Here is a 26,631-nt window from a genome sequence, read left to right on the forward strand (position 1 = left end):
TCGAAATCGGAGGGTCAGTCATGAAAGCAAAATCACCGCTCTACCAACAAGTCGCCCACAAAATGCGCACGTTTATCGAGTCCGGCACGTGGGCGCCCGGTGAGGCGATCCCGACCGAGGCTCAACTCGTCGAAGAGTTTAGCGTCAGTCGAGTGACTGTCCGGCAGGCGGTCAAATTGCTCCAAGAGGAAGGTCTCTTATGGAAACGACAGGGCAGCGGCACATACGTCCAGTCCGAAAAGATTGAACACAACATGTACGAATTAAAAAGCTTCACCGAAGACATGAAACGAGAAGGGAAAGAAGTGACGAACAAAGTGCTCACCTTCACGTTGCAGCCACCGAGTGAGAAAGTGCGAGAGGCACTCGAACTCGAAGATGGCGAGCTCGTCTTCTACGTGAGGCGCCAACGATTCGCAGACGGCGAACCGCTCATCGTCGAGGACACTTACTTGCCGCTAAAGCTGTTCCCCGACTTGACGTACGAAGTGATGTCGCAATCGAAGTACGCCTATATCGAAGAAGTCAAACAGTTCAAGATTGCGGACAGCGTTCAAGAGTTCATCCCGGTGCTCCCGACAAAAGAGATTGCCGAGATGCTCGGAGTGAGTGAACGAACGCCCGTACTCAAAGTCGAACTCTATTCGTTTCTTATGGATGGCAGTCGGTTTGAGTTCACAGAAACGTATTTCAAGAGTGAAGAATACCGCTTCATCATCCGCGCCGGACGAAGACATTGAAAAAAGGACCTGTGAATCAAGCGATTCACAGGTCCTTCGTCAGTTAATGACAATCGACAACTTATAATTGACGTACTTGCTGAGCCCGTCCAAAAAAGCGTTCAGTTCATGGTTCGACGGGAATCGGCACTCTAAGACGTAACAGCCGTCCCCGCTCACCTTGTAGTTATTGCGAACATACGGCCGGTGTTCCTCGAGGAACATGAGGTACGGGTCGTGAAACGTGCTCGACGTAAAGATAGTGATCATCGCGTGGACCGGTAACCCGAGCTTGTCCTCGTTCACGCGAATCGTATATCTTTCGATGATACCGAGGTCTTCGAGTTTCTTGACGCGCGTCGCCGTCGCCTGCCCGGTCAAGTGCACGTATGCCCCGAGTTCTTTCATCGTTATCCGGCTGTTCGCCTGTAGCGCCTCGATGATGAGGCGATCTGTTGGATCGAGCATAGGTGACTCCTTTCACGATTCAAGCCAATCCGTCCAAACACTTGATTCGTGTTATGTATGAAACGACAGCTGCTTGTTAGACTGTACATACATTATAGCTAAAAGGAGAGATTTTTCTATGCACGTACAACTGATCCGTAATGCCACACTCCGCGTTGAATACGCCGGAAAGACGTTCCTCATCGACCCATTCCTCGGGGAGAAGGGCGCCTATCCCCCGTTCCCGAACTCGGCACGGCAAGACGCTAATCCATTGGCCGACCTGCCAATCGCGATCGATGACATTCTGACAGGCATCGACGCCGTCATCTTGACCCACCTGCACCTCGACCACTACGACGAGGTCGCCAAACAAGTTCTGCCGAAAGCAATCCCGCTCTTCGTGCAAAACGAGGACGATTTGACTGTCATCGAAGGCGACGGCTTCACGAACGTGACCGTGTTGAGCGACACGACAGCATTCGAAGGAATCAACCTCACGAAGACAGCCGGGGAGCACGGTCGCGGTCCGATTTTAGAAATGGCCGGTCTCGTGTGCGGTGTCGTCTTCACCCACCCTGCGGAACAGACGCTCTATGTCGCCGGTGACACGGTCTGGTATGACGAAGTCGCCAAGACGATTCAAGCGCATCAACCAGCAGTCATCGTCGTCAACGCCGGGGACAACCAATTCGTCGAAGGCGGGTCGCTCGTCATGAACGAAGAGGACGTCCGCCATGTTCACGAGGCGGCCCCGTCGGCGACGATTATCGCGGTCCACATGGAAGCGGTCAATCATTGGAAGCTGTCGCGTCCTGACTTACGTGCCTATGCGGCATCACACAACTTCGCCGATCGACTCATCGTTCCTGAAGACGGCGAGACGATTTCACGCTAACGAAACGATGCCCCTGACCTTCCACATCAGGGGCATTTTTAGCTTCATCTTTGACTCCTGTTTGTGGTATTCTATGCTTCATACCGATGCCATGTCACCCGTTTTTTGCCTCGAGGGAGTTTTGTTAGGATGAAGAAACGCGTCATTTTGCTCATGTCTATCTTTTTGTTAATCAGCTCCCTGTCTCAGGCGGCGATCCCGAAACCGAAAGCTTATAACGACCGCAGTCTCATCTATTTGACGCTCGATGACGGGCCGAATCGGAAGACGGGAGCGTTGCTTGACGTCTTGAAGAAGCATCGGGTGAAGGCGACCTTCTTCATCCTTGGGAAGAATATCAAGGGAAATGAGCACCTCATCCGACGCATCGTTGCTGAAGGCCATCTGATCGCCTTGCATGGGATGACACACGTGCGCGAGGAGTTTTACGCGTCGCCGATGACGGCCGTGCGTCAGATGAAGGACGTGCAACGTCTCATTTATGAAGTGACCGGCATTCATACGAATATGGCTCGTACGATTTACGGTAGTGACGCAGGCATGACGCCTGCGCACTGGCAAGCGATGGACGAGGCTGGTTTTGAGATTTGGGACTGGAACGTAGGCAGTCTCGATCACATCTATAAGAAAGACAACGCGCCAATCGAGCAGCGTGTGTTCAACCGGCTCGAGGCAAATTTCGAGATGAATATCGCCTCGATCATCTTGGCACACGATCACTCGATGACACCGAAAGCGCTCGATACGATTATCCGCTATGTGAAAGAACGCAATTATGAGTTCCGGACGTTAGAAGGGGTACATCCCCCGTACAACTTTTTCAATCCGTGGGAACCGAATCAATAAAGAATGCCCCGCATCGATGGATGCGGGGCATTACTATTACATCTCCAACTCTGTGAATGCGAGCGGGACGAGCTCTTCCAGCGTCACTTCTTTCACGTCGGCGTTGCCGTTCGTGAGCAACACTTTGAAGTCCGGGTCGCCGAACTCGACGAGCACTTGGCGACAGATGCTGCATGGCGGCAAGAAGTCGACCGTGTCACCTGACACCGCGACGGCTTCGAAGTCGCCTTTTTTATAACCTTGCGCGACCGCTGTGAAGATGGCCGTACGCTCAGCACAGTTCGTCGCACCGAACGAGACGTTCTCGACGTTGACGCCGTCGATGACCGTTCCGTCCTTCATGAGAAGCGCTGCTCCGACGCGGAAGTTCGAATACGGGGAGTAGGCGTTCTCTTTCACTTGGCGGGCACGCTCGACTAATTGTTGTTGGTTCATGGGATCATGTTCCTCTCTGACTCATAATGAACTGATGCCAGTTCCCGGCCTCTCTTTTTTGGGCAGGATTTTTAGCATACACTTCAATCGACTGGGAAGTCAACGACTTTTTGATGACGCTTTCACTTTAGTCGCAAAATTCTTGCCAGCTGTTCGTTCATCTCATTCGATTCAACTGTAAAATCACGTTCGGCCCAATGGATGATCATCCCGACGATAGCGTTCGCTTGATACGAACAGAAAAACTCATGGTCAATCTCATCTTGCTTGTGCGCCGCCGTGTCGCGGAGGAGCAACTTGCGCACCTCGTCGAACAACATGTAATAGTACGCGAGCGGCACATTTTTCGAGAAGACGATGCGATAGAAGTCGACGTACGTCTGGACGTGATGAAAGATACGGATTGTCGACGGTTCAAGCTCACGCGGATTGAGCAGCTTCACATGACGATACGGCTCCTCATACGACTTGGCGAGGTCGGCGGTGATCTCTTGGAAGTACTCCTCGAATACGTCCTCGACCCGGGCATAGTGCAAATAAAACGTGCCCCGATTGACATTTGCCACACGACAAAGTTCCGAAATCGTCACTTGTTCGAGCGGACGATTCCTCAATAATTCGACGAGCGCCTCATGGAGCGCTCGTTTTGTTTTGATAACACGCAAGTCCGGCTTCATGATTCGCACATTCTTCTCAACAGTTATGGCCTAAAGTGTTGATTACTCAACAATTCTTCATTTTTTGATGATTGTAAGCGTTTTCTAACGTTCATTATAATAGTTATTGAACACATGTACAATAAAAGGAGGAGTCAGTCCTGCGGTTATCGGGGAAAGTGGCGATTGTCACAGGAGCAGCATCAGGAATGGGGAAATCAATCGCGGAACTATATGCGAAGGAAGGAGCCCGCGTCGTCGTCTCGGATATGAATCTCGACGGAGCGCAGGCCGTCGTCGAGGGGATTTCGGGCGAGGCGTTCGCGATCCAGACGGACGTCACGTCTGAAGAGGCGCTCCAGCAGTTGTTCGACGAGACGGTGAAGACGTTCGGTCAAGTCGACATCCTCGTCAACAACGCCGGCATCATGGACGGGATGGAGCCAGTCGGTGAGATCTCGAACGACCGTTGGGAGAAAATCTTTGCCGTCAACACGGTGTCGGTCATGAAATCGATGCGCATCGCCGTCGACTTGTTCACGAAGCAAGGGCACGGCGTCATCGTCAACAACATCTCGGCCGGAGGCTTGTACGGCGCTCGGGCCGGCGCGGCCTATACGGCGTCGAAACACGCCGTCGTCGGATTGACGAAGAACACAGCGTTCATGTATGCCGACCAAAACATCCGTTGTAACGGGATCGCGCCGGGCGCGGTCGCGACGAACATCGGCTCAACGATGACGAACATGAGTCAAGCCGGGTTCGGTCGCCAGCAACTTGGGATGGCCATCAACCCACGCATCGGACAACCAGAAGAGATCGCTCAACTCGCCCTCTTCCTCGACTCGGACGAATCGAGTTTCATCAACGGTCAAGTCGTCGCCATCGACGGCGGTTGGACCGCCTACTAAGCCAAAAACAGGAGCCATATCCGACGCCGGATACGGCTCCTGTCTCGTTATAGTTCCCCTCGCCGATTCATCCGAATCAAGAGGTAAATCAAATACGGCGCCCCGACCATGCCGGTGATGACACCGACCGGATAGCGGGCCGTGAAGGCGAACTGACCGATGAGATCGGCCGCGAGCACCAAGATGACCCCGACGAGTGCCGCCGGGATAATCGTCGAACGCCCGTCCCCGACGAGCCGCTTGGCGATTGGTCCCGCCAAGAACGCGACGAAGGCGATCGGGCCGGTCGTCGCCGTCGCGAGCGCCAGCATGAGCACCGAGGCGACGATGAGCAGCACGCGCGTCTGGTTCGTCTTGACACCGAGCGACGTCGCCGTCATCTCCCCGAGCTCTAAAATCTGGAGCTGTCGGCTGAGCCGAAGGATGACCGGGAGGCAGAGCGCGACCGCAATCATGAGCGGCGGGAGCGTCTCCATCTTCACCCCGTTCAAGCTACCGCTCAACCAGCGCATCGCCGTCCCGACATCGTTTTGGCGGCTGATGAGCAGCAGATAGTTGATGACCGCCGTCAGCATCGCTTGAATCCCGATGCCGACTAAGACGAGCCGGCCGATCGAGAAGGCGGCGCCTTTCGACAAGAAGTAGATGGTGAGGACGGTCAACAGCCCGCCGATAATCGAGATGATGGAGACGAACGTATCGCTCGCCTGTAAGACGACGATGCCGAACACGGCTGCCGCACTCGAACCGGTCGTGATGCCGATGACGTTCGGGTTGGCGAGCGGGTTACGGAGCATCGTCTGGAACACCGTCCCGGCGATCCCGAACGCGAGTCCGGCGAAGACGCCGGCGAGCATGCGCGGCAGACGGATCGTGCCGACGGCGAACGAGGCGCCCGGTACTTGTTCCCCGAACAAGACACGAATGACGTCCGCGACCGGATAAATCGTGTTGCCGAGCATGAGCATCGTCGCGCTCAATGTAAGGGCCAGCGCGAACAAGACGAGCGTCACGAAGACGGTCCGTTGCCGGCGCTTACGACTGTTATGGATGATGGGTTGAATCGATTGGTTCGTCATACGCCACGCACCTTCACTTTCATCGTCAAGGCGATCAAGATTGGTGCCCCGACGAACGCCGTGACGATTCCGACTTCGAGTTCCCCGGGACTGCCGAGCAACCGTCCTGCCACGTCAGCGAACGTCAATAAAATCGCGCCCGTCAGTGCCGACATCGGGATGATATACCGTTCATCCGCTCCGATGACCAAGCGGACGAGGTGCGGCGCGAGTAAACCGATAAAGCCGATCGGTCCAGCCAGTGCCGTCGCCGCCCCGCACAAGATGACGCCGGCGAACGAGGCAATCAATTTCAACGTGCCGATGCGGACACCGAGACCCGTGGCGAGCTCTTCCCCGAGCGCCAAGATGTTGAGGGACGGTGCCGCCAAGATGGCTATGACGATACCGCCGATAAAGAACGGCAGGAACGTCATAATCGAATCCATCGTCCCGGCCCCGACGCTACCGACTTGCCAGAACCGGAACTGGTCCATGACGTTCGAGCGTGGAATCATGATGGCCATGACGAGTGACGACAGTGCCGCACTCGTTGCCGCACCGGCCAAGACGAGCTTGAGCGGCGTCGAGCCGCCCCGTCCGAGCGACCCAATCCCGAACACGAACGCCGACGTCAAGAGCGCTCCGACGAGTGCGAACCAAATATAGTCGCCCGCGGTCGAGATATTGAAGAAGGCGATCCCGACGACGACGAACAGCGCCGCCCCCGTGTTGACCCCGAGAATGCTCGGGTCGGCGATCGGGTTGCGTGTCACCGACTGCATCAATGCGCCCGAGACACCGAGTGCTGCCCCGCACATGAAACTGAACACCGTCCGAACGACCCGCTGCCGGACGATGTCCGCTTCATACGACTGAACAGCCGGACGGAATAAACCGTCAAGCAGTTCATCCCATCCGACTGTCCGTGAGCCGAAAGCAAGCGAAGCGAGCATACAGACGACGAGCAGGATGAGCGACCCTACGATGAGGAGCCCGAACCGTCTCGGCGTGTGTAACTTCTTCGGCATATTCATTTGATTACTCGACTTTCGCGAGTGCTTCTGACACGAGTTTCACATAGTCGTCAATCGTATATTCGATCGAGAGTGGTGATGGTGTCCCAGCAGCCGCGAGCGGCGTGTTGTCTTCGATCATGACGACCGAACCGCGTTTGATGGCCGGCACTTTGCTGTAAAGCGGGTCAGCTTGAAGTGCTTTCAACGTCTCTTCGTTCCCGTAGGCGACGAAGATGTCGACGTCGTTCAAGATGTCAGCGTTCTCTGAGCTAAGCTCGAGGTAGAAGCTGTTTTCATCTTTGATTTGGCTCGTGATGTTCTCAGGGTACTCCATGCCGAGCTCTTCGATGAAGGCACCGCGTGGGTCACCCGTCGTGTAGATGTAGAACTTCGAGAGGTCGTCCGGGCTGAGCGCGACGAATGCCGCTTTCTTCCCTTTCATCTCCGGTACTTCAGCTGCCTTGTCGGCGATGAGTTTCTCTGTGTCTTCGATCAACTGTTTGCCTTCTTCTTCCATGCCCATGGCCATTGAGTCATAACGAACCGTGTCCTGCCATGATGACACCCAAGGCGTCTCTTGGTATGCGACGACCGGTGCAATCTCTGTCAACGTGTCGTAATCTTCTTGCGTAATGCCTGAGTAGGCAGCGAGAATGACGTCCGGCTGTGAGTCGGCGATCGCTTCGAAGTCGAGGCCGTCCGTGTCTTGATAGATGTTCGGGTTTTCTTCACCGAGGTCTTTCAACTTGTCAGCCGTCCACGGCAACATGCCGCTGCCGTCTTGGACACCGTAGTTCGCAGCCGAGAAACCGACTGGTACGACGTCGAGCGCGAGCGCCACGTCTTGGTTCGACCAACCGACCGTTGCGACACGTTCTGGCTTCTTGTCGATGACCGTCTCGCCTAACGCGTGTTTGATTGTGATTGGATAGCCTTCTGCCGTTTCAGCAGATTCATCTGTCGTGGCTGCATCTTCATTGTTCGCGCCGCATCCTGCGAGCACGAGCACGAAAGCAGACATGATGATGAACATATGTAGCAGTTTCTTATAGTTCATGTTCGAGTCCCCTTTTCTCTCTATGACAACGTTTTACGCCGACATTGATAATCATTATCATTTATGAGTATAGGATGAATGAGAGAGTGCTGTCAATCTGAACTTCAAGATATTCGAGGAAAAATAGAAACAGCCCGCATCTCTCAAATGGTGAGATGCAGGCTGAAGTCATAACGTTTGGTTGGCCAAATTGATCAGTTGTCGGACCGGTAAGCGGGTCTCGTCGTCAAGTTCGACGGAGTTGCCATCGATGTAATAGATGATTCGGGCGGTGAAGCCGTCCTTGTTGATCCACCATAACCCTTGGGACGTCGATTCTGCCTCATCATAGAAAGCAGAGGTCCCGTCAGCAAGTACGTATTGGTCTCCGTATGACGAGATGTCCTCCATGTCTTCAGGTTCATCGACGACTTTATCGACGATGTAGCGCAGCTCTTGTGCCGTCTCCTCGTTCACATAACGAAATACAAAACTATGAAGATAGTGCGGCACTTGAATGTCGACTTCTGTGGAACGCTGAGTGATTTCAAACGGAAACGCAATCGGTTCTTCAAACGCGTGTTCAATCGACGGGTTCGGTGGGTCTGGCCAGTCCGTCGCCAGTTCAACCAATGCCAAAATGACAATCAGTCAACCTAGCAACCTCATCAACCGTTTCTTGTTCATCTGTCTTCGCCCGCTTCATCATTGAATTTGATTCCACGATTGATGATACGCCTCACTGCTTCCCTTGGGTAGACGAGAATCGAACGTCCGGTCAATGAATCGAAATTATCGTTGCCTACGCATCACATCCGCGATCGGACACCCTTCCCGCTCGAGCTCCGAGACGATGCGCGTATAATCCGTTTCGTTTCGATTCTGGCTAAGCTTGAACGCCGCCTGCATCTCCGAAATGTCGATGCGGAACCCGACGACGCCATATTTCTGCCGCTGCACCGGCTCGGACATTTCCTTCCAGACGACGGCGTGCACCCGGTCCCCTTCATGGTCTTGAAGCAGTCCCGCCAAGTCTTCCTCGAGTTGGTCCGCATTTAAAATGGTGGCCTGTCCGTATGCATGGACGGCCTGATAGTTCCACGTCGATACATCCTCATGTCCGTACCACGACGCCGACACATAGGCGTCCGGGCCTTGGACGATCAAGAGGACGGTCTGGTCTTCAATCGTTTGCCACTGTGGATTGTTTTTGGCGATGTGTGTCGTGAACCAGACGCGGCCCTCTTCCTCATGGAAACGGAGTGGCACGTGCGTCGCGATCGGTTTTTGGCCATCATACGTGACGATGGTGCCGAACGGATGGGCCTTCAGAAAGGCGTAGACTTCTTTCGGGTCATTAACGGCGTATAGGTTCGGGACGTACATCGTATTCCTCCTGTCAGTTGTTAAAGCATTCGTGTTCGATGTATACGGGACCTTGTTCGACGTCCATCCCGTCAAGGCGGCTTGTGACGAACAGTTCCCCGGAAAAGGTGACCAAATCAGCGGGTCGTGGCGGACGAAACAGACCATCGTTCTCTCGAACGGGACGGACGCGATGCTCGCGAAACTCATCCAAAACGCCGGGTTCACCGACCTGTTCGACGAACTCGTCAGCATCGACGGCATCAAACAAGCCAAGCCGTCACCGGCCGCCTACATGCATTGGTTCAAGAACAGCGGACTGAAGCGGGACGAGGTGCTGTTCCTGTCCTCGAACGGATGGGACATCGCCGGTGCGAAGAACTTCGGGTTCCACACGGCTTGGATCAACCGCGACGACAAACCGATCGATATGCCCGACCTGGCCCCTGACGCCGTCTATGAGGACTTGTCCGGGATACTGGAATGGGTCACGGACGAAGCGGCTTGGCCATAATCAAATCGACTTGGGCGTCGTCGCCCATATAAAACGTGTGCGCCCCGGTCTGGACGAACCCGTGCTTTCGGTAAAAGGCGAGTGCCTTATGGTTATGTTCCCACACGCCGAGCCAGATTTCACGTTTGTTCAGCTCACCCGCGCACGTGATGGCCTGGTCATACAACGCCTTCCCGACGCCACTTCCTTGGAACTTCCGTCGCACATAAATCCGTTCGAGTTCGAACGCCTCTTCGCCCATGGCCTCGGTCTGGGCGTTGTTGGCGTTCACTTTTAGATAACCGGCGACTTCCCCGTCAAGTCTGGCGAAGAAGAACTGTGATTCCGGATTCGAAAGCTCTTTTTTAAGTTGCGCTACGTTGTACGCCCGCTCGAGATACGCGGCCAAATGCGCCGGGTCATTCTCCGCTTCGAACGTTTCCGTGAACGTCTCGATGCTGATGTCTCGGAGTGCATCGATGTCTTCGATTGTGCAAACTTTGATAGTGATCATGTTCCGTCCCCCTCTAGTAGTCTCGTTTCTTCCCTTTCTTCACCGCGTCCCAATCCCCTTCGATATTGTGGCGGACCCGCTTCAACAGCCGGAGTAGCTGCTCGGCTTCTTGGTCGCTCAGCCCAGTGAGCGCGACATCCGTCGAATGTTCGTGCTCTCGGATGATGACCGGATACAGCACCTTGCCCCGTTCAGTCGGGACGAGCCGCTTGATTTTCTTGTTGTGCGGGTCGTCCTGCTTCGTGATCAACCCGTTCGTTTCCAACTTTTGAACCGCCCGCGCCGCCGTCGTCCGATCGACCTTAATTAATTCGGCGAGCTTCTCTTGAATGATGCCCGGCTCCTCACAAATCCGGACCAAATATAAATATTGCCCTTTCGTCAGCTCGAGCTCCTTGAACTCGATATTGCTGATCGAGTCGAGGGCACGGGCAATCATCCCGATTTCACGCAACTGGTCTCTCATACATTCCTCCTGATTGTTGTATTTACAATACGTTACGTTCAGTATAATTGATTTAGTTGCATTTGCAACAAAAAAGTATTTTAGGTATGAACTTTGATTATGTGAGAAAATGAAGGTATCATTCCACGAAACGAGGGGATTTCATGGCACACCGCATCTACACGACGAGCTTTGCGAGCGTCTATCCGCTTTACGTCGCGAAAGCCGAACGGAAAGGCCGGACAAAAGACGAAGTCGATACGATTATTCGCTGGTTGACCGGTTATGACGAGGCCGGGCTCGAACGCCAACTCGCTGCCGAGGTCGATTTTGACATGTTCTTTGCCACGGCACCTAAGATGAACGAAGACCGTGCCTTGATCAAAGGCGTCGTCTGCGGCGTCCGCGTCGAGAATGTCGAGGAGCCGCTCATGCGCGAGATTCGCTATTTGGACAAACTCATCGATGAACTCGCCAAAGGCAAAGCGATGGCAAAGATTTTACGAGGAGCCGATGTCTGATGGATTATACGACGCTCGTCGACGACAAACGGCTCGATGCCTTCATCCGTTTGATTGACGTCATCGATGCGAACTTACCGGCCGGGTTCGAGAAGACGACCGACGGGAACAGCATCCATTATGTCGTCCCGCTATCGGCGTATCCGTCCGGGTATCACGTCACGCCGGGCACCCCGCTCCCATTCTTGAGCGTCATCGCCCAGAAGAACCATGTCGCCGTGTATCATATGGGCGTCTATAGCGACCCGGAACTGCTCCGCTGGTTCGAGGAGTCATACGCCGCCAAAGTGCCGACGAAGCTCGACATGGGCAAGAGCTGTATCCGCTTCAAAAACGTGAAGCATATCCCATATAAGTTGATGGGTGAACTCGTCTCGAAGATGACACCAGAACAATGGATTGCTGCGTACGAATCACGCTAAAAAAGGCAGGTCGATTTTTTCTCGACCTGCCTTTCGTTTGTCGTACCGTAAATTTATTTGTCATTTGACGCATCTCATCTGCCATGTTCGACAGTTCTTGGGCCGAAGCCGTGATCTCTTCCATCGACGCCATCTGTTCTTCCGTCGCCGCCGAGGTGTTCTCGGTTTCGGTCGCGGTCGTCTCCGTGATGCCTTGGATCTCGTTCACGGACGTCAAAATTTCGGTCGCCCCGGCTGCCATCTCTTGAACGGCGCCCGACACTTCCTCCACTTTTTGTCCGACCTCTTCGATCGCCCGCTTGATATCCTCGAACGCTAGCCCAGCCTGTTGGACGTTCGTGACGCTGTGGCCCATCTCGCTCTCGACGATGTGCATCGTTTGGACGGCTTGTTTCGTCTCCGTCTGCGTATCCCCGATCAAACCGGAGATGCGTTTCGTCGCGATTGCCGACTCTTCAGCAAGTTTCCGAACTTCTGAGGCAACGACGGCGAATCCACGTCCTTGGTCGCCGGCCCGGGCCGCTTCGATGGCCGCGTTTAAGGCGAGCAAGTTCGTCTGTTCGGCGATGCCAGAAATCGTACCGGTGATACTGCCGATTTCTTGCGAACGAACATCGAGTTGACCGATGACCGTCTGCAACGCCTTCACTTTTTCGTTCATCACCTCGAGCTGGGACTCGAGCGTCATAATCAACTCGTTGCCGGTGCCGACTTTTTGAAGTGCCCCGTCCGACAGTTCAGTCATATGCTGGGCACTGTCTGAGACGTGATGAATCCCGTTCGTCAGTTCAGTGAGCGTGTTGCTCGATTCCTTCACACGCGTCAATTGACGGACCGGTCGCAAGTCACTCATATAGATGCGATACGCTGCGGCGTTCTCGCCACGTAACGCCGGCTGGAGCACGAGTTCCGTCCCTTCCAAGTAATCCGCAATCTCAGTGTTCAAATCGTCGACACGTCCTTGCATCTCGGCATCTGTTGAGGCGAACGTCTCGTTGAACAGTTCGAGGTTCGTCCCGATGCTATCACGCCGTTCCTCGATACTTGCCTCTAGTTCTTCATTTCGAGACGCATCCGTCGTCAGCATCAATTCGAGCAAATACCCGTCCAAGGCACGGTTGTCCGTCCGTATCTGACCGAGCGCCCGAATCGGCAGCAACCGCTCTTCATATAGTTCTTCCCCCGCATCGGCCATCCGTCCCATCAAGACATGACTGAGCGCCGCGATGATGACGAGCGTTACAATGAACACGGTGATGAGCACCGTAAATTTTTTAGACATATTTAAATTCTTCATGATCATCCCTCCTATCTGCTTTATCTTAGGAAAGCAGCTTCACGTGAAGCGTGATCGCACATGCGTTGACCTAAGTTTCCATTTTCAGCGCCGCTACCTGCTCATCAGCACATTCGGCACCCATTTGTAAGCTGGCTCACCTTCATTTGAACGAAAAATGCGCTACGATAAATAAAAGAATGATCGATACGAAAGGAATGATTCCCGTGCCACGCTGGCTCAAACTCAGTCTCATGCTCGCCGTGTTCGGGAGCATCTTCTATATCACGCACTTCCATTATGAGCTTCGCCCGTCTGACGTCCGTGACGTCGTCTTGTCGTTCGGCTGGTGGGGTCCGGTCGTCTTCTTCCTCATCTATGCGATCGGCCCAATCATCTTCTTGCCGACATCCGTGCTGTCACTCGGGGCCGGTCTCGCCTTCGGGGTATGGCCGGGCGTCCTCTATATCATCTTCGGGGCGACGGCCGCGGCCGTGACCGGGTACGTCATGGCCCGACTGTTCGGCCGTTCCGTGCTCAAGGTCGAGAGCTATCCGTGGTCGGAGAAACTGTTCACGCAGATGGAACAACGTGGTTTTCTATACGTGTTTGTCTTGCGGCTCATCCCGCTCGTCAGCTTCGATTTACTCAGTTACGCCGGCGGCATTGCCAAAGTCAAATTCAAGTCGTTTATCCTGGCGACCGTGCTCGGCATGATTCCCGGGACACTCGCCTACAGTTTTCTCGGCGCGAGTCTCGCCTCGGGAAGCATCACCTTGGTCGTCATCGCCGCCCTCGTCTTCGTCACGTTGATCGGCGTCACCTACTATTTCCGGGAACCCGTCAAACGGTGGCTCGGGCTCACGTCAGACTAGAGAAGCGCAATCGCTTCTCTTTTTTTGTGTCGGCGTGTAAAAATGATAAACATTCGGGCCAATCGGACGATACTCTAGTAGCTATATCGACCCATCACCAGGAGGAATCTATATGAGTTCTACGAAACGCAATCAATTAATGCTCGTCACAACGTTCGTCATCGTCTTGACGTCTGTCACCGTCCATCTGCTCCACCGCTTCACGGATTTTGCCTATACGTATACCGTGCTCCGAAACGGTGCCGTCGGTTACGCATATCCCATCGCGACATGGGTCCTGTTCGCCGTTCCAATCATGCTATTGATTGCCATGGTCGTCAGCCAACGTGTGAAACCACAGCTGTTCCCGCACTTGGTGATGCTCACGCTCACGTTTTCGAGCATCTCGACCGTCGCCGGCGGGCAAGGGCTCGTCGAATATCACTTCTCGATTTTCGTCGTCTTGGCGATTCTGTCGTTCATGCGTCGTATCGACTTAATCGTCTACAGTACCGTCATCTTCGCCGTGCAGCATCTGGCCGGCTATTTCTTGGTCCCCGAGATCATCTGTGGGACGGCCGACTATCCGTTCAGCTTGTTGCTCGTCCATGCGGTCTATCTCATCTTACTGAGTGCCGTGCTCATCGCGCAGATTCACTTCCGTAACCTTGAGTCGTCCCGTGTCAAAGCACAAGAAGACGAGACCCGTCGTTTGCTGAAGCAAGCCGTCACCGATGCGAGTCAACTCGTCATGACACTCAAAAACCATGCGACCGAGCTCGAGACGGCCGCCAACCAGTCGCTCGAGTCCGGAGAACAAATCGCCGTCACCGTCGATCCGATTGTCGCCCACGCGACCGAGCAAGAGACGTCGATGAACCATGGGGCCGATGAGATTCAATCGATTCGCTCCCTCACCGCTCTCATCCAAGAACGGATGACCCAGACGGCTGCCTCCTCGTCACGCATCGCGTCCGATGCCATCGCTGGGAACAGTGACATGCAACGGATGGAGACGAAAGTCGAAGAAATCATCAGCGAGTCGGAGCGGCTCGAACGTGTCGTTGCGACGATGTCGAACCGATCAACCGAGATTCAAGCCATCCTACAACACGTCGAGACGATTAGCGACCAAACGAACATGCTCGCCTTGAACGCCTCGATTGAAGCCGCTCGGGCCGGTGATGCCGGTCGTGGTTTCGCCGTCGTCGCTTCTGAGGTCGGCAAGCTCGCCGTCCAGTCACGTGACTATGCAGCCGAGATGACACGCGTCCTCGGCGGACTGATGGACGACACGACCGTCGTCCGCGATTCGGCACAGTTGTTCAAACGCGCGACCGAGAACTGTCAAATCGTCTCGGCCGATGTGACGGCCGTCTTCCATCGTTTGACCGAAGATGTCTCCGAGATCGACGGTCAAATCAGTTCGATTCAAGAGACACGTCAACATGTGACGTCGCAGATGGAGACGCTCGAAACGCGCCTCGCGACGACGAAACGAGCGGCGAGCGAACTGCAGCAACAGATTCAGCACGTCGCCGCCGCGACCGAGGAACAAGTCGCCATCCAAAAAGAGTTGAGCTACATGTCGGACCGCCTCGCCTCGACCGCGAGCACGTTAGAAGACGTGACCGGTCAGCTCGAAGCCCGAGCGAACTAAAAAACAGACCGCGAATGTGGAAATTCGCGGTCTGTTTTTATGAATGGCTAAAGAAAGAGATTTTTGCAGTCGACCGAATGATGAGTACCGATACGAGCATAAGGATGGCCGCGATTCTAAAGCCCATATCCCCGATGACATTGAATTCATATCTCAACCCGAAAAGTATTGCTAATCCGAGGACAACGGCCATTAGAAACATCATGTTTTTCATGTGATTGATCCTTCCTATGTACGTCTATGATTATCCATTTATTGTTAGTATACCGGATGGGGATGACGTGTGCACAAATATGTGAAGACAAATCACTAATATTCATCAAAAAACGTCACGTTCTCGATGTTCGAAAACGTGACGTCACGATCGTTTATAACGTTGATACGAGCTTTTGAAGCGCCTCTTTGAGCGGCGTCACCGGACGACCGAGTACCAACTCGAAATCATTCGACTCAACTTCGAGCGAGCCGTTGCGGATACTGTCTTGAATGCCGACGACGATTGGAATCGCTCCTTCCGGCACACCAGCGCCGCGCATGACGCCAGCATAAGCGTCAGTACTCACTTCTTGGAGGGTCACTTCACGCCCGAGCACTTCACTGAGCGCCTCGACGAGTTCGGCTTGCGTATGGAGCGGGCCGGACAACTCGAAGATGTTCTGTTCGAAGTCATCCGCGAGGAGCACGTTCGCTGCCGCTTCAGCGTAATCGTCTTGCAACGCCCAACCAACCTTCCCATCACGGGCAGCCGTCACCCAAGGTGCACCGGCAAGCACGCCTTGGATGCTACCAAGTTCGTTTTCTAAGTACCAGTTGTTGCGCAAAAACGCATGCGAGATCCCCGTCCGCTCGATTGCGCCTTCCGTCTCGACATGTGGCGGTGCCATCAAGTTTTGGCTCTCTGTCGCGTCGGCGAGACTCGTATAGGCGATGAACGATACGCCTGCGCGCTCGGCCGCCTCGACGGCGTTCGCATGTTGACGGATGCGCGTGTCGTTGTCCCCATCCGCCGAGATGATGAGCAGTCGTTCGACACCTTTGAACGCTTCATCGAGCGTCTCGGGCTTGTCGAAGTCCCCATGTCGCACATCGACACCTTTCGCTTTCAGTGCTTCCGCTTTCTCCGGATTGCGGACGCTGACCGCGAGTTCACTTGCGGGTACCGATTTGAGCAACACATCTACAATTTTCGAACCGAGTTTTCCGGTCGCACCTGTGACTAAGTATTTCATAAATCATTTCCTCCCTTTAACCTGTAATTAAATCAGTTACATGTAATCATAATAGTTACAGCATCTTCGTTTGTCAATTGTTTGTTCCCTGTTATACTGAAGATGTAACCAATTCACTTACATGACTTGTGCAGAAAGGTGGTAGCCTATGTCCATCAGTAGCCGTTTCGCGGTCGGCATTCATATCTTGACGTTGATCGAGGTCAATCAGGACGGCGTCACCTCGTCTGACTTTTTGGCCGGCAGCGTCAACACGAACCCGGCCCTAATCCGAAAAATCATGGCCATGTTGAAGAAGGCCGACTTGATTGAAGTGAAGCCTGGCGTCGCCGGAGCCAAACTGACGAAAGACTTGACCGAGATTTCGCTCTATGACGTCTATCGCGCCGTCAGTGTCGTCGAGGAGAACGAGTTGTTCAGTATCCATGACAACCCGAACCCAGCGTGCCCCGTCGGCCAACATATCCAAGCGACAATCGAGCCGATCTTTATCCACGCCCAATCGGCGATGGAATCGGTATTGAAGCATGTGACCCTCGCCGATGTCGTGAACGATGTCGCCACGAAAAGCCAAGCAACCTGAAGAGAGGTTGCTTGGCTTTTTTTCAGATGAGTCGATATTTTTTGAAGCTATTCGCGAGCCCGTCTTGATCACACGCATCCGTCACGTCGTCCGCGACACGCTTGACCTCGGGTTTGGCGTTGCCCATGGCGACACCGACCTCGACGTATTCGAGCATCTCGATGTCGTTCAACCCGTCCCCGTAGGCGAACGTCTGCGCTCGCTCCAACCCTAGATGTTCGAGCAACGTCGCAATCGCCGTCGCTTTATTGACGCCCAGGATGGACAGCTCCCCACTGTTGGCCCCGAATACGGCGACCGTGCTCGGGATGACGGTGAAGCGGGATGCGAACTCTTGCTCGATGACGTCGAGCGGGACGGATGAGCCGAGGAACGAGATTTTGTTCACATCGGGACGGACGAGGTCGACCCCTTCCATCATCGCGTCATGAAACGGCTTTAAACCGCGCTCGATCGTCGCGCTTGCCTCCGGATTGTTCGCCATCAACTCGTCAATCATCGTCGCCACCCGTGCCTTGGCATTGCCGCCGGCGAACAGGCCGTCGTTCGACTCGAGATAGAAGTCGATGCCGTGTTCGGTGAAGAAGGAGATCAGGTGACTCAAATCATCGACGGAGACTTGTTGATGGTACAGCACTTCCTCCTCGAGCTCGATATAACCCCCGGCCGCCCCGATGATGCCGTCAAAGCCGACGTCGAGAATGTCCGAGAATAGCTCGGCCTTCGAGCGCCCGGTCGATAAGAAGACGAGATGGCCGTTCTGTCGCGCTTGCCGGACGGCCTCTTTGGCCGATTCCGGAATGTTGCCATGGTCATCGACGAGCGTGCCGTCGACGTCTAGAAAGATGATATTTCGCATAATATCCTCCCTTTTTTTGTCCTGAAAACAAGAAAAACCTAAACCAGACGCAACGCGTGCGCCCAGTTTAGGTTTTGCCTGATGATTCAGTAACAATCCTGATGTATGTCGTTTTCCCTTCAAGCATACCGCTCGCGTATTTCGTTTGTCAAAGCAGGCCCCCATCCCTCACACCCGCCTCGATTCTCGTAATCGATGCCCCACTCGAAACCGTCGAAGTATTTTCGGTAAAAATAAACTTGACTTTAAGTTCATATGACCTTAAATTAATCATATAGAGTTCATACGAACCTAAAAGGAGGAATTATTGTTGACCCTACTCATCGCCTTTTTGGCACTCGTCATCTTCATGCTCGCGCTTGACCTCGGGGTGTTCCACCGCAAGGCACACGAAGTCTCGCTCCGTGAGGCATGGACATGGACGTTCGTCTGGATCGGGATCGCCATCGCGTTCGGCGGATGGTTGTTTTACTCACAAGGTGGCACGGCCGCGACCGAGTATGCGAGCGTCTACTTCATCGAGAAGGCGCTCGCCATCGATAACGTGTTCGTCTTCTCGCTCGTCTTCGCTTACTTCGCGATTCCGCTCAAGTATCAGCATAAGGTGTTGTTCTGGGGCATTCTCGGGGCCATCTTCTTCCGGGCCGTCTTCATCGTCGCCGGTGTCTCACTCCTTGAGAACTTTGGCTGGATTTATTACGTGTTCGGTGCCTTCCTCGTCTATACAGGATGGATGATGTTCAAAAACATCGGCAAGGACGAGTCGCTTGAAGAGAACAAGACGATTCGTTGGCTCGAGCGCCGCTTGCCGATCACGCAAGACATCTCGTCTGGTAAATTCACGAAACGTATCAACGGCAAGCTGTTCTTCACGCCGCTCTTCATCGCGCTAATCTTCATCGAGCTGTCGGATATCGTCTTCGCCGTCGACTCGGTCGCGGCTAGCTTCGCCTACTCGCGTGACCCGTATATCATTTTCTATGCGAACATCATGGCAATCCTTGGACTCCGTAGCCTCTACTTCGTCCTCGCCAACTTGATTGACCGCTTCTACTATTTGAAACACGGGCTCAGTTTCATGCTTGTCTTCATCGGAACGAAGATGATTTTCGGTGATGTCTACAAGATGCCGATTTGGATGTCGCTCGGGACAATCGTGCTCGTCATCTTGATTAGTGTCATCTATAGTTTCTACAAAACGAAACCAAATCAACAAACTAACGTATAACAAAAGGGAGACGTGCTAACCTCTCAGGTGAATCACATCTCGAATGTAGATGAACCTCTCGTCTAGCAAACAAAGAAAAGGTGGTAAGGAATGTTTGACCGTATGGGTGATGTGAGTATTGGACTCGTCTTCGGGATCGTGTTGATGCTGTTGTTCAACAGTCTCTGGGGGCTTGGAGTCGGCGTGATGTTAGGAGTCTTTTTCCTCGTCGCACCGCGCTCGACAAACCGCCGTACTAGAAACTATATACCGCAGACAGACTAAACCGGGGCACATGCTTCGGTTTTTCTTCTGTATACTGGAGAAAACCCTTTAGGAGGAGCCATGAATTATTCAATGACGGAACTGACGGAGGCGAAGCGGCAAATCGATTCGATTCTCCAAAAACTGAACGAGACGGTGAGGACGCTCGAGGCGAAAGACTCCCCTGAGCGATACAAATCGCAGGTGACCCTCGCGAAACGACGGATTGATGCCCTCACGTTAGCGTTATATCTGATCGAAGAGAAGCTTCACAAGGACTTGTGAGAAATTTGGTTCAAATTCAAGAATTTTGCACATTTTGCACATTGTCGCATAGGCAATGCATACACGTTGCTTTACAATTTCACTTGAAGGCGTTTTAGGAACGTTTCAGCAGAAGATAGGGGGCGACACCGATGACACACAACCTTGAACCGATTGCTTCGTCTTCTTTTGAAGCGCACGACGACACTCGACCTAATCCGACCGAGCGAGACTGGACGAAACCGGATGGATTTGTCCAATCCTTGCTCGACAAGTCGCAGGCGATGGTCTGCTTTTATGAACCCGCGACGAATACGTTCTTAATGAATGAGAATTTGGCTCGACGCTTCGAGGTTTCGAAATCAAGCACGCTCGAGTCTTTTCTCGCGCGATGCCGGCAAATAGAAGTCGTACCGCGTGAACAGTTTGAGGCTTTCTTCCGCTCGATTTGCTCATCTGAGCCGGTCTCGACGCTCGAATGCTCGTTCGATACACATCTTTTTCAAGTCGTCCCATACTTTATCAATAACCCGGACGGCGTGTTCCTCACATGGTACGACCATACCGAGACACTTGAGTTATCTTTACGGAAAGAAGTGTTCCTCGCCGAGTTGTCACACGAGATTCGCACACCGTTGACGGCCATCAAAGGATTCACCGAACTGTTATTGCATCAACCGCTCACGCGTGAGAAGCAAGAGAATATGTTACGGCTGATTCAACAAGAGACTGAACGGCTCGAGCGGCTCACCGAGCATTATTTGGATTTTCAACGCCATGATGCGGTCGTGCTGAACGGACACATGGACGACGTGTCCGTCTCCCACATGTTAGATGAAATTCTTGCGACATTTCACGCGACGACCGCAACCCATACCATTTCCATACAGATCGAGCCAGAAAACATGACCATCGTCGCTCATGCGGATCGGGTCAGACAATGTCTGCAAAATCTTATTCATAATGCGATCAAGTATTCACCGCAAGGCGGCAATGTGTCTATATCGGCGTTTGAAGAGGCACATGAGATGGTCATTCAAATCCGTGATGAAGGCATCGGCATCCCCGCAGACGCGTTGCCTAAATTGTTCGAACGTTATTATCGAGTCGAATCGGAGGCTCACCGTGCCATCAAAGGGACCGGGCTCGGACTTCAAATTTGTAAACAATGCATGGACGCCCACGGCGGGAGCATCCACGTTGAATCGGTCGCCGGCATCGGATCCACGTTCACCTTACGTTTTCCGCAACGCCCTTGAAAAAATAGAAGGATTTGGTCATGCGACCAAATCCTTCTATTTATGAGCGAGCGGATGCTTGCGGCTATCCGCTTCTTTCATATTCCCACCGTGCCAACTGTTCTAAAATCGGATAAAGGGACTCCCCTTCTTCTGATAATCGATATTCAACCCGGGGCGGGATTCCCGAATAGACGGTACGGATGATCAATCCATCTTGTTCGAGCTCTCGCAACTGACGGGTCAATGTTCGCGGGGTCGCTTGCGGGAACAGGCGGCAGATTTCATTGAACCGCTTCACGCCGAGCGTGCCGAGCCGATGCAGAATCAACGTCTTATATTTCCCGGAAATTTTTTGGACAATCGTTTCGACAGGGCACGTTTCCATGGAACCACTCCTTCAGTATCTTTAAGGATAGTATACGTCAAATTTGTGCGTACTTCTATTCTTGTACATAAACAAGTACGCTAGAGATATCTACTAGACAAAGGAGTGAATGTGATGCATATCGCAGTATTCGGAGGCAGCGGACGGACGGGGCGTGAATTGATCACTCAGGCTCTCGCCCATGGTCATCATGTCAAAGCGCTAGTCAGAAGTCCGGAAAAACTTGATTTGACTCATGACCGGTTGACGATTGTGAAAGGAGACGCCGAAAACCGGGATGATGTTTTCCGGACCGTTGAAGGAACGGGTGCGGTCCTGATGGCTCTTGGCCATACGAAGACATCGAACAAGGACGTATTGGAACAAGCGACATCCCATGTCGTGGCCGCCATGCATGCGTACAACGCGATACGCGTCGTCAATTTGACAGGTTCGACGGTCAAAGTACCGAAAGACGTCAAACAGAAACTCATCAGCCGAGTCGCCGAGACGCTCATGAAGACGTTCGCGGGCGATTTACTGCGCGACAGTTACGTTCAAAAAGGAATCCTCGAGGCGAGCGGTCTCGAATGGACGATTGTCCGTGGCCCCCTCTTATTAGAAGGACCTATGACCGGAACGTATCGGACCGGTTACTTCGCGTTTGACAAGTCGATGATCGACCGGGCCGACGTCGCCCATTTCATGTTGCGCGAACTCGAAGAGCGTCAATACGTGCACGAATATCCGCTAATCGGAAACTAACAGACGTGGCCGCATTATTCGGCCACGTCTGTTTTCGCCTCAGATTCCACGTTCGCTTTCGCTTCTTCCTCTTCTTTCTCCAACTCTTCAATCAATCGCTTCATCTCAGCGATTTCTCGTTCTTGCGCTTTGATGATTTCTTCTGACAACTGTTTCACGCGCGGGTCTTCGATTTCCGCCCGTTCGCTCGTCAAAATGGCGATGGAGTGGTGCGGAATCATCGCTCGCATCCAACTGACGTCATCGACCGTGGTCTGGCTCCGGACGAGCCATAACGACAAGGCGAAGACGAGCGCGCTCACGCCTAAGATGACGGTGTTCAGCTTCTTGTTCTTGTACATGCCCCACATGAACAGCAACATGACGAACGCCATGACCGAGCCCATGATGAGCGCCATATACAAACGTGTCTGACTGAAGAAGACGTGGTCGAATTGGAACACGTTCAAATACATGAGCCAATACATGAGGAATGTCGACACGAGAATCATCACTCCGAATTTCGCATAAGGTTTCATTGTTCTCTCCTGCCTTTCTATTTATTTGCTTCTACGTATTCCTTTGCCTATTCTTTTTTCGTTAAAACCCCATGATTCATCTAGTCGAGCGAGCGTTCCTACCATTTCACTTCTTTTTCACAAACAGGGGCTATACTGTCAAAATGGACTTTGCCGACAAAGGAGACATCAAGACGTGTTAAAAAACCTGCAAGACCTGTTGACAGAGCTGAAACAGCTTGTGACATGGACGTATTTAGACAATCCTGCCGAAACGATGATTGAAGGCATTTCCTTCTCCTCCAAAGAAATTAAACAAAATTTTTTATTCGTCTGTATATCAGGGTATCGACGTGACGGTCATGACTACGTGAACGAGGCAATCCACAACGGGGCCGTCGCCATCATCGCCGAACGTCCGATCGAGGCCCGGGTGCCTGTCATCTACTGTAAAGATACGAAACATGCATTAGCTGAACTCGCCAGTGCGTTCTATGACCATCCATCGACGCAACTTCGTCTTCATGGCGTCACCGGGACGAACGGAAAAACGACGACGACCGCCCTGGCACATCAACTGTTCGACCAACTCGGCATATCCGCCGGCTTGATCGGCACACTCGGTATCACCTATTCCGGTCAAACGTTCGAGACACCGAACACGACACCCGATTCGCTAACCATCCACCGCCACCTCCACACCATGGTCGAGGCCGGCGTGACGGATTGTCTGATCGAGGTATCTTCCCAAGCCATTGCGGAGGGACGTATCGCGAACTTGTCATTCGAGACGACCTCGTTTCTCAATCTGTCGCACGACCATTTGGATTACCACGGCACGATGGAGACGTATGCGTACACGAAAGCCCAATTGTTCGCGCAATTATCGGATGTGGGTTGCGGCATCGTCAATGGTGACGACCCGTATCATGAGCTCATGCGATCCGTCGCACCACCTCACGCGAGGCGGTTCAGGTTCAGCCGTCATTCGTCTGTAGCCGATTTAACCGGTCAGACGGAAGCTGACCGTTTTATCGTTCGTATGGACGGAGAGACGGCGTTGTCTGCGCCCCCGTTCCTAGAAGACTATAACCTCGACAACACGTTATGTGCGATCAGTATCGTCCTTCAAACGGGTGTCTCTTTAAAAGAGATTGTCCCTCACCTCTCGAACTTAACCTTGCCGAGCGGGCGACTCGAGAAAGTGTCGGGCATCACGACACCCGTCTATATCGACTACGGACATACCCCGGATGCCATAAAAAAAGTCGTGACATCGCTAACGGCCCGTCATTCTCGTGTGCTCGTGTTACTCAGCGCCGCCGGTGAGCGAGACCGGACGAAACGTCGGATGATGACCGACGTGGTCGCTGTTTCAGGCGCCGACTTCATCTTGACCGTCCATGACCCGCGCCATGAAGATCCCCAGCAAATCCTCGACGATTTAGCGGATGGACAGTCTGCCGAACTCGCCCGTTTCGATGAGCGTGAAGAAGCCATCCGTTTCTTCTGTGAGCGGATGGTAGACTATGACTGTGGGGTCCTGTTCGGGAAAGGACATGACCGCGTCGAGCGCATCGAAGACCTCCTCGTGCCGTTCGACGAATCGGAGCTTGTCCGACAATTCTTTACAAGGAGAACGTAGCACGACTCTCGAAATTGGTAGGAACGATGGACGAAAACAAAAGGAGGACAACAGATGAACATCTTGATTGTCGATGACGAAGTAAAAATGAGACGGCTCCTCCGCTTATTCCTCGAAGGGGACGGCTACACTTGCATCGAGGCCGCGGACGGACGAGAAGCCATGGAGCTGCTATCTGAACGTCCGGACTTGGTCATGTTGGATATCATGATGCCCGGTGTCGACGGGATCACGTTGTGTCGCCAAATCAAAGCACTCGACGCCGAACTACCTGTCGTCTTATTGACGGCCCGCTCGGATAGCGAGACGACGATCCGCGGATTGGACGCCGGGGCTGACGACTATGTCACGAAACCGTTCGAAGGCAACGTGTTGTTAGCCCGGATTCGTGCGGTGTTACGTCGGAGCCGCGTCACGAATGTGAATTATGGACAATTGCGCTATGAAGAAGCGAGCGGACGCATCCTGTATCAAGAGCAAGAAGTCGTCATGACGCCAAAAGCGACGGCCATCTTAAAGTTGTTTCTGCAACATCCGAACCGGTTGTACAACCGGATGGATTTATATGACTTGGTATGGCCTTATTCGTCCGAATCGGACCCGCGCACGGTCGACGCCCATATCCGTATGATTCGCGACAAACTCGGCGAGGCCGGCTTCCCGATTGACGATTATTTGAAGACGGTGTGGGGACGCGGCTATCGCTGGACCGAGGAGCGGTCGGACTCATGACATTCCGACGCAATAGCCTCCCGTTCCGAATCAGTCTGATTTTTTTATTGACGACGTTATTGATTGAAGGTGTCTTGTTCTTATTGCTCTACCATACGCTCCTCGGTGAACGTGTTCTCGAAGAAATCGACCGGCTCGAATCGAGAGCGGAAAGCCATGCGAGCGTACTGGCGATGAGTTTTGATGAAGAGACGATTGATCACGTCGCGACGATGGAGAGCGAGACCGATACGAAAGTCGCCATCACCGCTCCCGACCACTCGATTCTACAGACATCCAACCGCTTCCCCGACCCGCTCTCGGTGCTCGTCCAAACGGAAGCAGAGCGAGGGGATGACGATGTGACGACCATCCTCGAAGACGATTGGGAGAATGAACCGTATCTCGCAGTACGGACCCCGATTGATGCGATGGAAAATGACACCCGTTACGGGTATGTGTATATGTTTCTACCGACCGAGATCATTCATGGCATCAGCCATCGGCTCCAACTCCGGTTTCTTTATATCACCGGCATCGCCCTCGTCATCACCATCATGACGTTCGTCTTGCTGAGCCGGTTGATTTCAAACCCGATTCAGCTGTTGCGCCGAGCGACCGAGGATGTCTTGACGAATCCCGAAACGTTGACCCTGCCGACGTCTCGAGAAGATGAGATCGGCGAGTTGGCCCGTTCAATTGAAGCGATGTCGCTTGAACTGGATCGTCTCCGGAAAGAACGAAATCAGTTCTTGTCGGACCTCGCCCACGAGATTAAAACGCCGCTCACGTATCTGCAAGGATATGCCGAAATCGCATCCAAACCGCAGACGCCAGAGTCGTTAAAAGAACAGTCGATTCAGACGATTCTCGAAGAGAGCCAAGCGTTGACCGAGCTCGTCGAGAACGCGTTCCAGCTCGCCCAGTTGGACGAGAACACGTTCACGTTGCATCGCGAACCCGTGGCCGTCGATGCGCTCTGCGACGATTTGCAACGCGTGCTCACCACGATGTTCCGAGTGACACCGATCGCGTTTGCTAGTAGCACCGATTGCTCCTCCAAGGACGTCGTCTTACAGTTAGATCGACATCGCATCTTACAAGTGTTCCGCTCCATCGCCCACAACGCGATTCAACATAGCGAGGCACGCCACGTCCGATTCGATATGCAACTTACGGATGAAGCACTTCACTTCACGATTCAAGACGATGGGAAAGGTATCCCTCAAGAAGATCTGCCTCACATCTTCGATCGCCTGTACCGGGTCGAAAAATCACGTTCCCGTCGTACGGGTGGCAGTGGACTCGGGCTTGCCATCGCCCATCAAATCATCCGGTTGCATGATGGTACGTTGACCGTCGCCTCTGATTCATCTGGGACGATGTTCACCATCACTCTTCCGCCCCACTAAAAAAATCCGGCACCT

33 protein-coding genes are annotated in these 26,631 nt (G+C 53.4%); 18 read left to right on the top strand and 15 right to left on the bottom strand.

Annotation, left to right across the window (positions count from 1 at the left end; all coding sequences use genetic code 11):
- The first annotated feature begins 20 nt into the window (after positions 1-20).
- On the top strand, positions 21-740 hold the full coding sequence (locus tag KNP06_RS02180) for a GntR family transcriptional regulator (protein ID WP_029594765.1): 720 nt from the start codon (positions 21-23) through the stop codon (positions 738-740).
- A gap of 39 nt (positions 741-779) precedes the next feature.
- Here KNP06_RS02180 and KNP06_RS02185 read toward each other — a convergent pair whose 3' ends face one another.
- Positions 780-1,187 carry an Lrp/AsnC family transcriptional regulator gene (locus KNP06_RS02185; protein WP_214711151.1) on the bottom strand — a complete coding sequence of 136 codons (408 nt, stop codon included), beginning with the start codon at positions 1,185-1,187 and terminating at the stop codon, positions 780-782.
- A gap of 118 nt (positions 1,188-1,305) precedes the next feature.
- On the opposite strand from KNP06_RS02185, the gene KNP06_RS02190 reads away from it, so the two are divergent.
- Positions 1,306-2,064, top strand: coding sequence for an MBL fold metallo-hydrolase (locus KNP06_RS02190; protein ID WP_214711150.1), 759 nt, complete (start codon positions 1,306-1,308; stop codon positions 2,062-2,064).
- A 129-nt stretch (positions 2,065-2,193) separates the two neighbouring features.
- Positions 2,194-2,910 carry a polysaccharide deacetylase family protein gene (locus KNP06_RS02195; RefSeq protein ID WP_214711149.1) on the top strand — a complete coding sequence of 239 codons (717 nt, stop codon included), beginning with the start codon at positions 2,194-2,196 and terminating at the stop codon, positions 2,908-2,910.
- A gap of 36 nt (positions 2,911-2,946) precedes the next feature.
- Here KNP06_RS02195 and KNP06_RS02200 read toward each other — a convergent pair whose 3' ends face one another.
- Both KNP06_RS02200 and KNP06_RS02205 read right to left on the bottom strand, forming a co-directional pair.
- The gene (locus KNP06_RS02200; RefSeq protein WP_021066236.1) at positions 2,947-3,345 is read right to left on the bottom strand and encodes a cytidine deaminase; all 399 of its coding nucleotides are present in this window, start codon (positions 3,343-3,345) and stop codon (positions 2,947-2,949) included.
- A gap of 122 nt (positions 3,346-3,467) precedes the next feature.
- Positions 3,468-4,025 (bottom strand): TetR/AcrR family transcriptional regulator, encoded by a 558-nt coding sequence (locus KNP06_RS02205; protein ID WP_214711167.1) that lies wholly within the window; start codon positions 4,023-4,025, stop codon positions 3,468-3,470.
- A gap of 137 nt (positions 4,026-4,162) precedes the next feature.
- On the opposite strand from KNP06_RS02205, the gene KNP06_RS02210 reads away from it, so the two are divergent.
- Positions 4,163-4,912 carry an SDR family oxidoreductase gene (locus tag KNP06_RS02210; RefSeq protein ID WP_214711166.1) on the top strand — a complete coding sequence of 250 codons (750 nt, stop codon included), beginning with the start codon at positions 4,163-4,165 and terminating at the stop codon, positions 4,910-4,912.
- A 47-nt stretch (positions 4,913-4,959) separates the two neighbouring features.
- Here KNP06_RS02210 and KNP06_RS02215 read toward each other — a convergent pair whose 3' ends face one another.
- From KNP06_RS02215 to KNP06_RS02235, 5 genes are all read right to left on the bottom strand, one after another.
- Positions 4,960-5,991, bottom strand: coding sequence for a FecCD family ABC transporter permease (locus tag KNP06_RS02215; RefSeq protein WP_214711148.1), 1,032 nt, complete (start codon positions 5,989-5,991; stop codon positions 4,960-4,962).
- Complete coding sequence (locus tag KNP06_RS02220) at positions 5,988-7,007, bottom strand: FecCD family ABC transporter permease (protein WP_214711147.1); 1,020 nt, start codon at positions 7,005-7,007, stop codon at positions 5,988-5,990. Before KNP06_RS02220 ends, KNP06_RS02215 begins: the two co-directional genes overlap by 4 nt.
- Positions 7,008-7,011: 4 nt before the next feature.
- A complete protein-coding gene (locus tag KNP06_RS02225) occupies positions 7,012-8,046 on the bottom strand; it encodes an iron-siderophore ABC transporter substrate-binding protein (RefSeq protein ID WP_138858823.1) in 1,035 nt (344 codons plus the stop codon).
- A 168-nt stretch (positions 8,047-8,214) separates the two neighbouring features.
- Positions 8,215-8,664, bottom strand: coding sequence for a hypothetical protein (locus KNP06_RS02230; RefSeq protein ID WP_214711146.1), 450 nt, complete (start codon positions 8,662-8,664; stop codon positions 8,215-8,217).
- A gap of 153 nt (positions 8,665-8,817) precedes the next feature.
- Positions 8,818-9,411, bottom strand: coding sequence for an FMN-binding negative transcriptional regulator (locus KNP06_RS02235; RefSeq protein ID WP_214711145.1), 594 nt, complete (start codon positions 9,409-9,411; stop codon positions 8,818-8,820).
- A gap of 31 nt (positions 9,412-9,442) precedes the next feature.
- On the opposite strand from KNP06_RS02235, the gene KNP06_RS02240 reads away from it, so the two are divergent.
- The gene (locus KNP06_RS02240) at positions 9,443-9,904 is read left to right on the top strand and encodes an HAD-IA family hydrolase (protein WP_308162271.1); all 462 of its coding nucleotides are present in this window, start codon (positions 9,443-9,445) and stop codon (positions 9,902-9,904) included.
- On the opposite strand, the gene paiA is transcribed toward KNP06_RS02240, so the two are convergent.
- Both paiA and KNP06_RS02250 read right to left on the bottom strand, forming a co-directional pair.
- Positions 9,879-10,397 carry a spermidine/spermine N(1)-acetyltransferase gene (gene paiA / locus KNP06_RS02245; protein WP_214711144.1) on the bottom strand — a complete coding sequence of 173 codons (519 nt, stop codon included), beginning with the start codon at positions 10,395-10,397 and terminating at the stop codon, positions 9,879-9,881. The genes KNP06_RS02240 and paiA overlap by 26 nt on opposite strands.
- A gap of 13 nt (positions 10,398-10,410) precedes the next feature.
- Positions 10,411-10,863, bottom strand: coding sequence for a MarR family winged helix-turn-helix transcriptional regulator (locus tag KNP06_RS02250; protein ID WP_214711143.1), 453 nt, complete (start codon positions 10,861-10,863; stop codon positions 10,411-10,413).
- 143 nt (positions 10,864-11,006) lie between these two features.
- On the opposite strand from KNP06_RS02250, the gene KNP06_RS02255 reads away from it, so the two are divergent.
- The gene (locus tag KNP06_RS02255) at positions 11,007-11,363 is read left to right on the top strand and encodes a DUF2200 domain-containing protein (RefSeq protein ID WP_214711142.1); all 357 of its coding nucleotides are present in this window, start codon (positions 11,007-11,009) and stop codon (positions 11,361-11,363) included.
- Positions 11,363-11,785: a DUF1801 domain-containing protein gene (locus tag KNP06_RS02260; protein WP_214711141.1), complete on the top strand. Its 423-nt coding sequence runs from the start codon at positions 11,363-11,365 to the stop codon at positions 11,783-11,785. The genes KNP06_RS02255 and KNP06_RS02260 overlap by 1 nt, the downstream gene beginning before the upstream one ends.
- On the opposite strand, the gene KNP06_RS02265 is transcribed toward KNP06_RS02260, so the two are convergent.
- The gene (locus KNP06_RS02265; RefSeq protein WP_214711140.1) at positions 11,691-13,082 is read right to left on the bottom strand and encodes a HAMP domain-containing methyl-accepting chemotaxis protein; all 1,392 of its coding nucleotides are present in this window, start codon (positions 13,080-13,082) and stop codon (positions 11,691-11,693) included. The genes KNP06_RS02260 and KNP06_RS02265 overlap by 95 nt on opposite strands.
- Before the next feature lie 179 nt (positions 13,083-13,261).
- On the opposite strand from KNP06_RS02265, the gene KNP06_RS02270 reads away from it, so the two are divergent.
- Complete coding sequence (locus KNP06_RS02270; protein WP_251129187.1) at positions 13,262-13,936, top strand: TVP38/TMEM64 family protein; 675 nt, start codon at positions 13,262-13,264, stop codon at positions 13,934-13,936.
- A gap of 112 nt (positions 13,937-14,048) precedes the next feature.
- Entirely contained in the window at positions 14,049-15,575 is a 1,527-nt protein-coding gene (locus tag KNP06_RS02275) for a methyl-accepting chemotaxis protein (protein ID WP_214711139.1), read from the top strand.
- A gap of 368 nt (positions 15,576-15,943) precedes the next feature.
- On the opposite strand, the gene KNP06_RS02280 is transcribed toward KNP06_RS02275, so the two are convergent.
- Positions 15,944-16,804, bottom strand: coding sequence for an SDR family oxidoreductase (locus KNP06_RS02280; protein ID WP_214711138.1), 861 nt, complete (start codon positions 16,802-16,804; stop codon positions 15,944-15,946).
- Between the two features lie 148 nt (positions 16,805-16,952).
- Between KNP06_RS02280 and KNP06_RS02285 the strand changes: the two genes are divergently transcribed.
- Positions 16,953-17,387, top strand: a complete 435-nt coding sequence (locus KNP06_RS02285; protein ID WP_058764740.1) for an Rrf2 family transcriptional regulator — start codon at positions 16,953-16,955, stop codon at positions 17,385-17,387.
- A 22-nt stretch (positions 17,388-17,409) separates the two neighbouring features.
- Here KNP06_RS02285 and KNP06_RS02290 read toward each other — a convergent pair whose 3' ends face one another.
- Entirely contained in the window at positions 17,410-18,246 is an 837-nt protein-coding gene (locus KNP06_RS02290) for a Cof-type HAD-IIB family hydrolase (protein ID WP_214711137.1), read from the bottom strand.
- Between the two features lie 310 nt (positions 18,247-18,556).
- Between KNP06_RS02290 and KNP06_RS02295 the strand changes: the two genes are divergently transcribed.
- The 4 genes from KNP06_RS02295 (at position 18,557) to KNP06_RS02310 (ending at position 21,240) form a co-directional block, all read left to right on the top strand.
- Positions 18,557-19,474, top strand: coding sequence for a TerC family protein (locus tag KNP06_RS02295; RefSeq protein ID WP_214711136.1), 918 nt, complete (start codon positions 18,557-18,559; stop codon positions 19,472-19,474).
- Between the two features lie 90 nt (positions 19,475-19,564).
- A complete protein-coding gene (locus KNP06_RS02300) occupies positions 19,565-19,738 on the top strand; it encodes a hypothetical protein (RefSeq protein ID WP_214711135.1) in 174 nt (57 codons plus the stop codon).
- Between the two features lie 60 nt (positions 19,739-19,798).
- On the top strand, positions 19,799-20,002 hold the full coding sequence (locus tag KNP06_RS02305; RefSeq protein WP_114165113.1) for a hypothetical protein: 204 nt from the start codon (positions 19,799-19,801) through the stop codon (positions 20,000-20,002).
- A gap of 131 nt (positions 20,003-20,133) precedes the next feature.
- Positions 20,134-21,240 carry a sensor histidine kinase gene (locus KNP06_RS02310; RefSeq protein ID WP_214787744.1) on the top strand — a complete coding sequence of 369 codons (1,107 nt, stop codon included), beginning with the start codon at positions 20,134-20,136 and terminating at the stop codon, positions 21,238-21,240.
- 64 nt (positions 21,241-21,304) lie between these two features.
- On the opposite strand, the gene KNP06_RS02315 is transcribed toward KNP06_RS02310, so the two are convergent.
- Positions 21,305-21,607, bottom strand: coding sequence for a winged helix-turn-helix transcriptional regulator (locus KNP06_RS02315; RefSeq protein WP_214787748.1), 303 nt, complete (start codon positions 21,605-21,607; stop codon positions 21,305-21,307).
- A 114-nt stretch (positions 21,608-21,721) separates the two neighbouring features.
- Between KNP06_RS02315 and KNP06_RS02320 the strand changes: the two genes are divergently transcribed.
- A complete protein-coding gene (locus KNP06_RS02320; protein ID WP_214711132.1) occupies positions 21,722-22,351 on the top strand; it encodes an NAD(P)-dependent oxidoreductase in 630 nt (209 codons plus the stop codon).
- 14 nt (positions 22,352-22,365) lie between these two features.
- On the opposite strand, the gene KNP06_RS02325 is transcribed toward KNP06_RS02320, so the two are convergent.
- Entirely contained in the window at positions 22,366-22,869 is a 504-nt protein-coding gene (locus tag KNP06_RS02325) for a DUF305 domain-containing protein (RefSeq protein WP_214708531.1), read from the bottom strand.
- A 175-nt stretch (positions 22,870-23,044) separates the two neighbouring features.
- Between KNP06_RS02325 and KNP06_RS02330 the strand changes: the two genes are divergently transcribed.
- Genes KNP06_RS02330 through KNP06_RS02340 form a run of 3 tightly spaced genes read left to right on the top strand, consistent with a single transcriptional unit; the run spans position 23,045 to position 26,616 of the window.
- On the top strand, positions 23,045-24,493 hold the full coding sequence (locus KNP06_RS02330; RefSeq protein ID WP_214787750.1) for a UDP-N-acetylmuramoyl-L-alanyl-D-glutamate--2,6-diaminopimelate ligase: 1,449 nt from the start codon (positions 23,045-23,047) through the stop codon (positions 24,491-24,493).
- Between the two features lie 54 nt (positions 24,494-24,547).
- Positions 24,548-25,225 carry a response regulator transcription factor gene (locus KNP06_RS02335; protein WP_138858806.1) on the top strand — a complete coding sequence of 226 codons (678 nt, stop codon included), beginning with the start codon at positions 24,548-24,550 and terminating at the stop codon, positions 25,223-25,225.
- Entirely contained in the window at positions 25,222-26,616 is a 1,395-nt protein-coding gene (locus KNP06_RS02340) for a sensor histidine kinase (RefSeq protein ID WP_214711130.1), read from the top strand. The genes KNP06_RS02335 and KNP06_RS02340 overlap by 4 nt, the downstream gene beginning before the upstream one ends.
- Positions 26,617-26,631: the final 15 nt, after the last annotated feature.

Source organism: Exiguobacterium sp. s21 (assembly GCF_018617975.1).
Lineage (GTDB): Bacteria > Bacillota > Bacilli > Exiguobacteriales > Exiguobacteriaceae > Exiguobacterium > Exiguobacterium mexicanum_A.

Excerpts from the sequence above, each read along its gene's own strand:
- KNP06_RS02180 (WP_029594765.1), top strand. The coding sequence starts at position 21 with ATGAAAGCAAAATCACCGCTCTACCAACAAGTCGCCCACAAAATGCGC.
- KNP06_RS02185 (WP_214711151.1), bottom strand. The coding sequence starts at position 1,187 with ATGCTCGATCCAACAGATCGCCTCATCATCGAGGCGCTACAGGCGAAC.
- KNP06_RS02190 (WP_214711150.1), top strand. The coding sequence starts at position 1,306 with ATGCACGTACAACTGATCCGTAATGCCACACTCCGCGTTGAATACGCC.
- KNP06_RS02195 (WP_214711149.1), top strand. The coding sequence starts at position 2,194 with ATGAAGAAACGCGTCATTTTGCTCATGTCTATCTTTTTGTTAATCAGC.
- KNP06_RS02200 (WP_021066236.1), bottom strand. The coding sequence starts at position 3,345 with ATGAACCAACAACAATTAGTCGAGCGTGCCCGCCAAGTGAAAGAGAAC.
- KNP06_RS02215 (WP_214711148.1), bottom strand. The coding sequence starts at position 5,991 with ATGACGAACCAATCGATTCAACCCATCATCCATAACAGTCGTAAGCGC.
- KNP06_RS02220 (WP_214711147.1), bottom strand. The coding sequence starts at position 7,007 with ATGAATATGCCGAAGAAGTTACACACGCCGAGACGGTTCGGGCTCCTC.
- KNP06_RS02225 (WP_138858823.1), bottom strand. The coding sequence starts at position 8,046 with ATGAACTATAAGAAACTGCTACATATGTTCATCATCATGTCTGCTTTC.
- KNP06_RS02235 (WP_214711145.1), bottom strand. The coding sequence starts at position 9,411 with ATGTACGTCCCGAACCTATACGCCGTTAATGACCCGAAAGAAGTCTAC.
- paiA (WP_214711144.1), bottom strand. The coding sequence starts at position 10,397 with ATGATCACTATCAAAGTTTGCACAATCGAAGACATCGATGCACTCCGA.
- KNP06_RS02250 (WP_214711143.1), bottom strand. The coding sequence starts at position 10,863 with ATGAGAGACCAGTTGCGTGAAATCGGGATGATTGCCCGTGCCCTCGAC.
- KNP06_RS02255 (WP_214711142.1), top strand. The coding sequence starts at position 11,007 with ATGGCACACCGCATCTACACGACGAGCTTTGCGAGCGTCTATCCGCTT.
- KNP06_RS02260 (WP_214711141.1), top strand. The coding sequence starts at position 11,363 with ATGGATTATACGACGCTCGTCGACGACAAACGGCTCGATGCCTTCATC.
- KNP06_RS02265 (WP_214711140.1), bottom strand. The coding sequence starts at position 13,082 with ATGAAGAATTTAAATATGTCTAAAAAATTTACGGTGCTCATCACCGTG.
- KNP06_RS02270 (WP_251129187.1), top strand. The coding sequence starts at position 13,262 with ATGATCGATACGAAAGGAATGATTCCCGTGCCACGCTGGCTCAAACTC.
- KNP06_RS02275 (WP_214711139.1), top strand. The coding sequence starts at position 14,049 with ATGAGTTCTACGAAACGCAATCAATTAATGCTCGTCACAACGTTCGTC.
- KNP06_RS02280 (WP_214711138.1), bottom strand. The coding sequence starts at position 16,804 with ATGAAATACTTAGTCACAGGTGCGACCGGAAAACTCGGTTCGAAAATT.
- KNP06_RS02285 (WP_058764740.1), top strand. The coding sequence starts at position 16,953 with ATGTCCATCAGTAGCCGTTTCGCGGTCGGCATTCATATCTTGACGTTG.
- KNP06_RS02290 (WP_214711137.1), bottom strand. The coding sequence starts at position 18,246 with ATGCGAAATATCATCTTTCTAGACGTCGACGGCACGCTCGTCGATGAC.
- KNP06_RS02300 (WP_214711135.1), top strand. The coding sequence starts at position 19,565 with ATGTTTGACCGTATGGGTGATGTGAGTATTGGACTCGTCTTCGGGATC.
- KNP06_RS02305 (WP_114165113.1), top strand. The coding sequence starts at position 19,799 with ATGAATTATTCAATGACGGAACTGACGGAGGCGAAGCGGCAAATCGAT.
- KNP06_RS02310 (WP_214787744.1), top strand. The coding sequence starts at position 20,134 with ATGACACACAACCTTGAACCGATTGCTTCGTCTTCTTTTGAAGCGCAC.
- KNP06_RS02315 (WP_214787748.1), bottom strand. The coding sequence starts at position 21,607 with ATGGAAACGTGCCCTGTCGAAACGATTGTCCAAAAAATTTCCGGGAAA.
- KNP06_RS02320 (WP_214711132.1), top strand. The coding sequence starts at position 21,722 with ATGCATATCGCAGTATTCGGAGGCAGCGGACGGACGGGGCGTGAATTG.
- KNP06_RS02325 (WP_214708531.1), bottom strand. The coding sequence starts at position 22,869 with ATGAAACCTTATGCGAAATTCGGAGTGATGATTCTCGTGTCGACATTC.
- KNP06_RS02335 (WP_138858806.1), top strand. The coding sequence starts at position 24,548 with ATGAACATCTTGATTGTCGATGACGAAGTAAAAATGAGACGGCTCCTC.
- KNP06_RS02340 (WP_214711130.1), top strand. The coding sequence starts at position 25,222 with ATGACATTCCGACGCAATAGCCTCCCGTTCCGAATCAGTCTGATTTTT.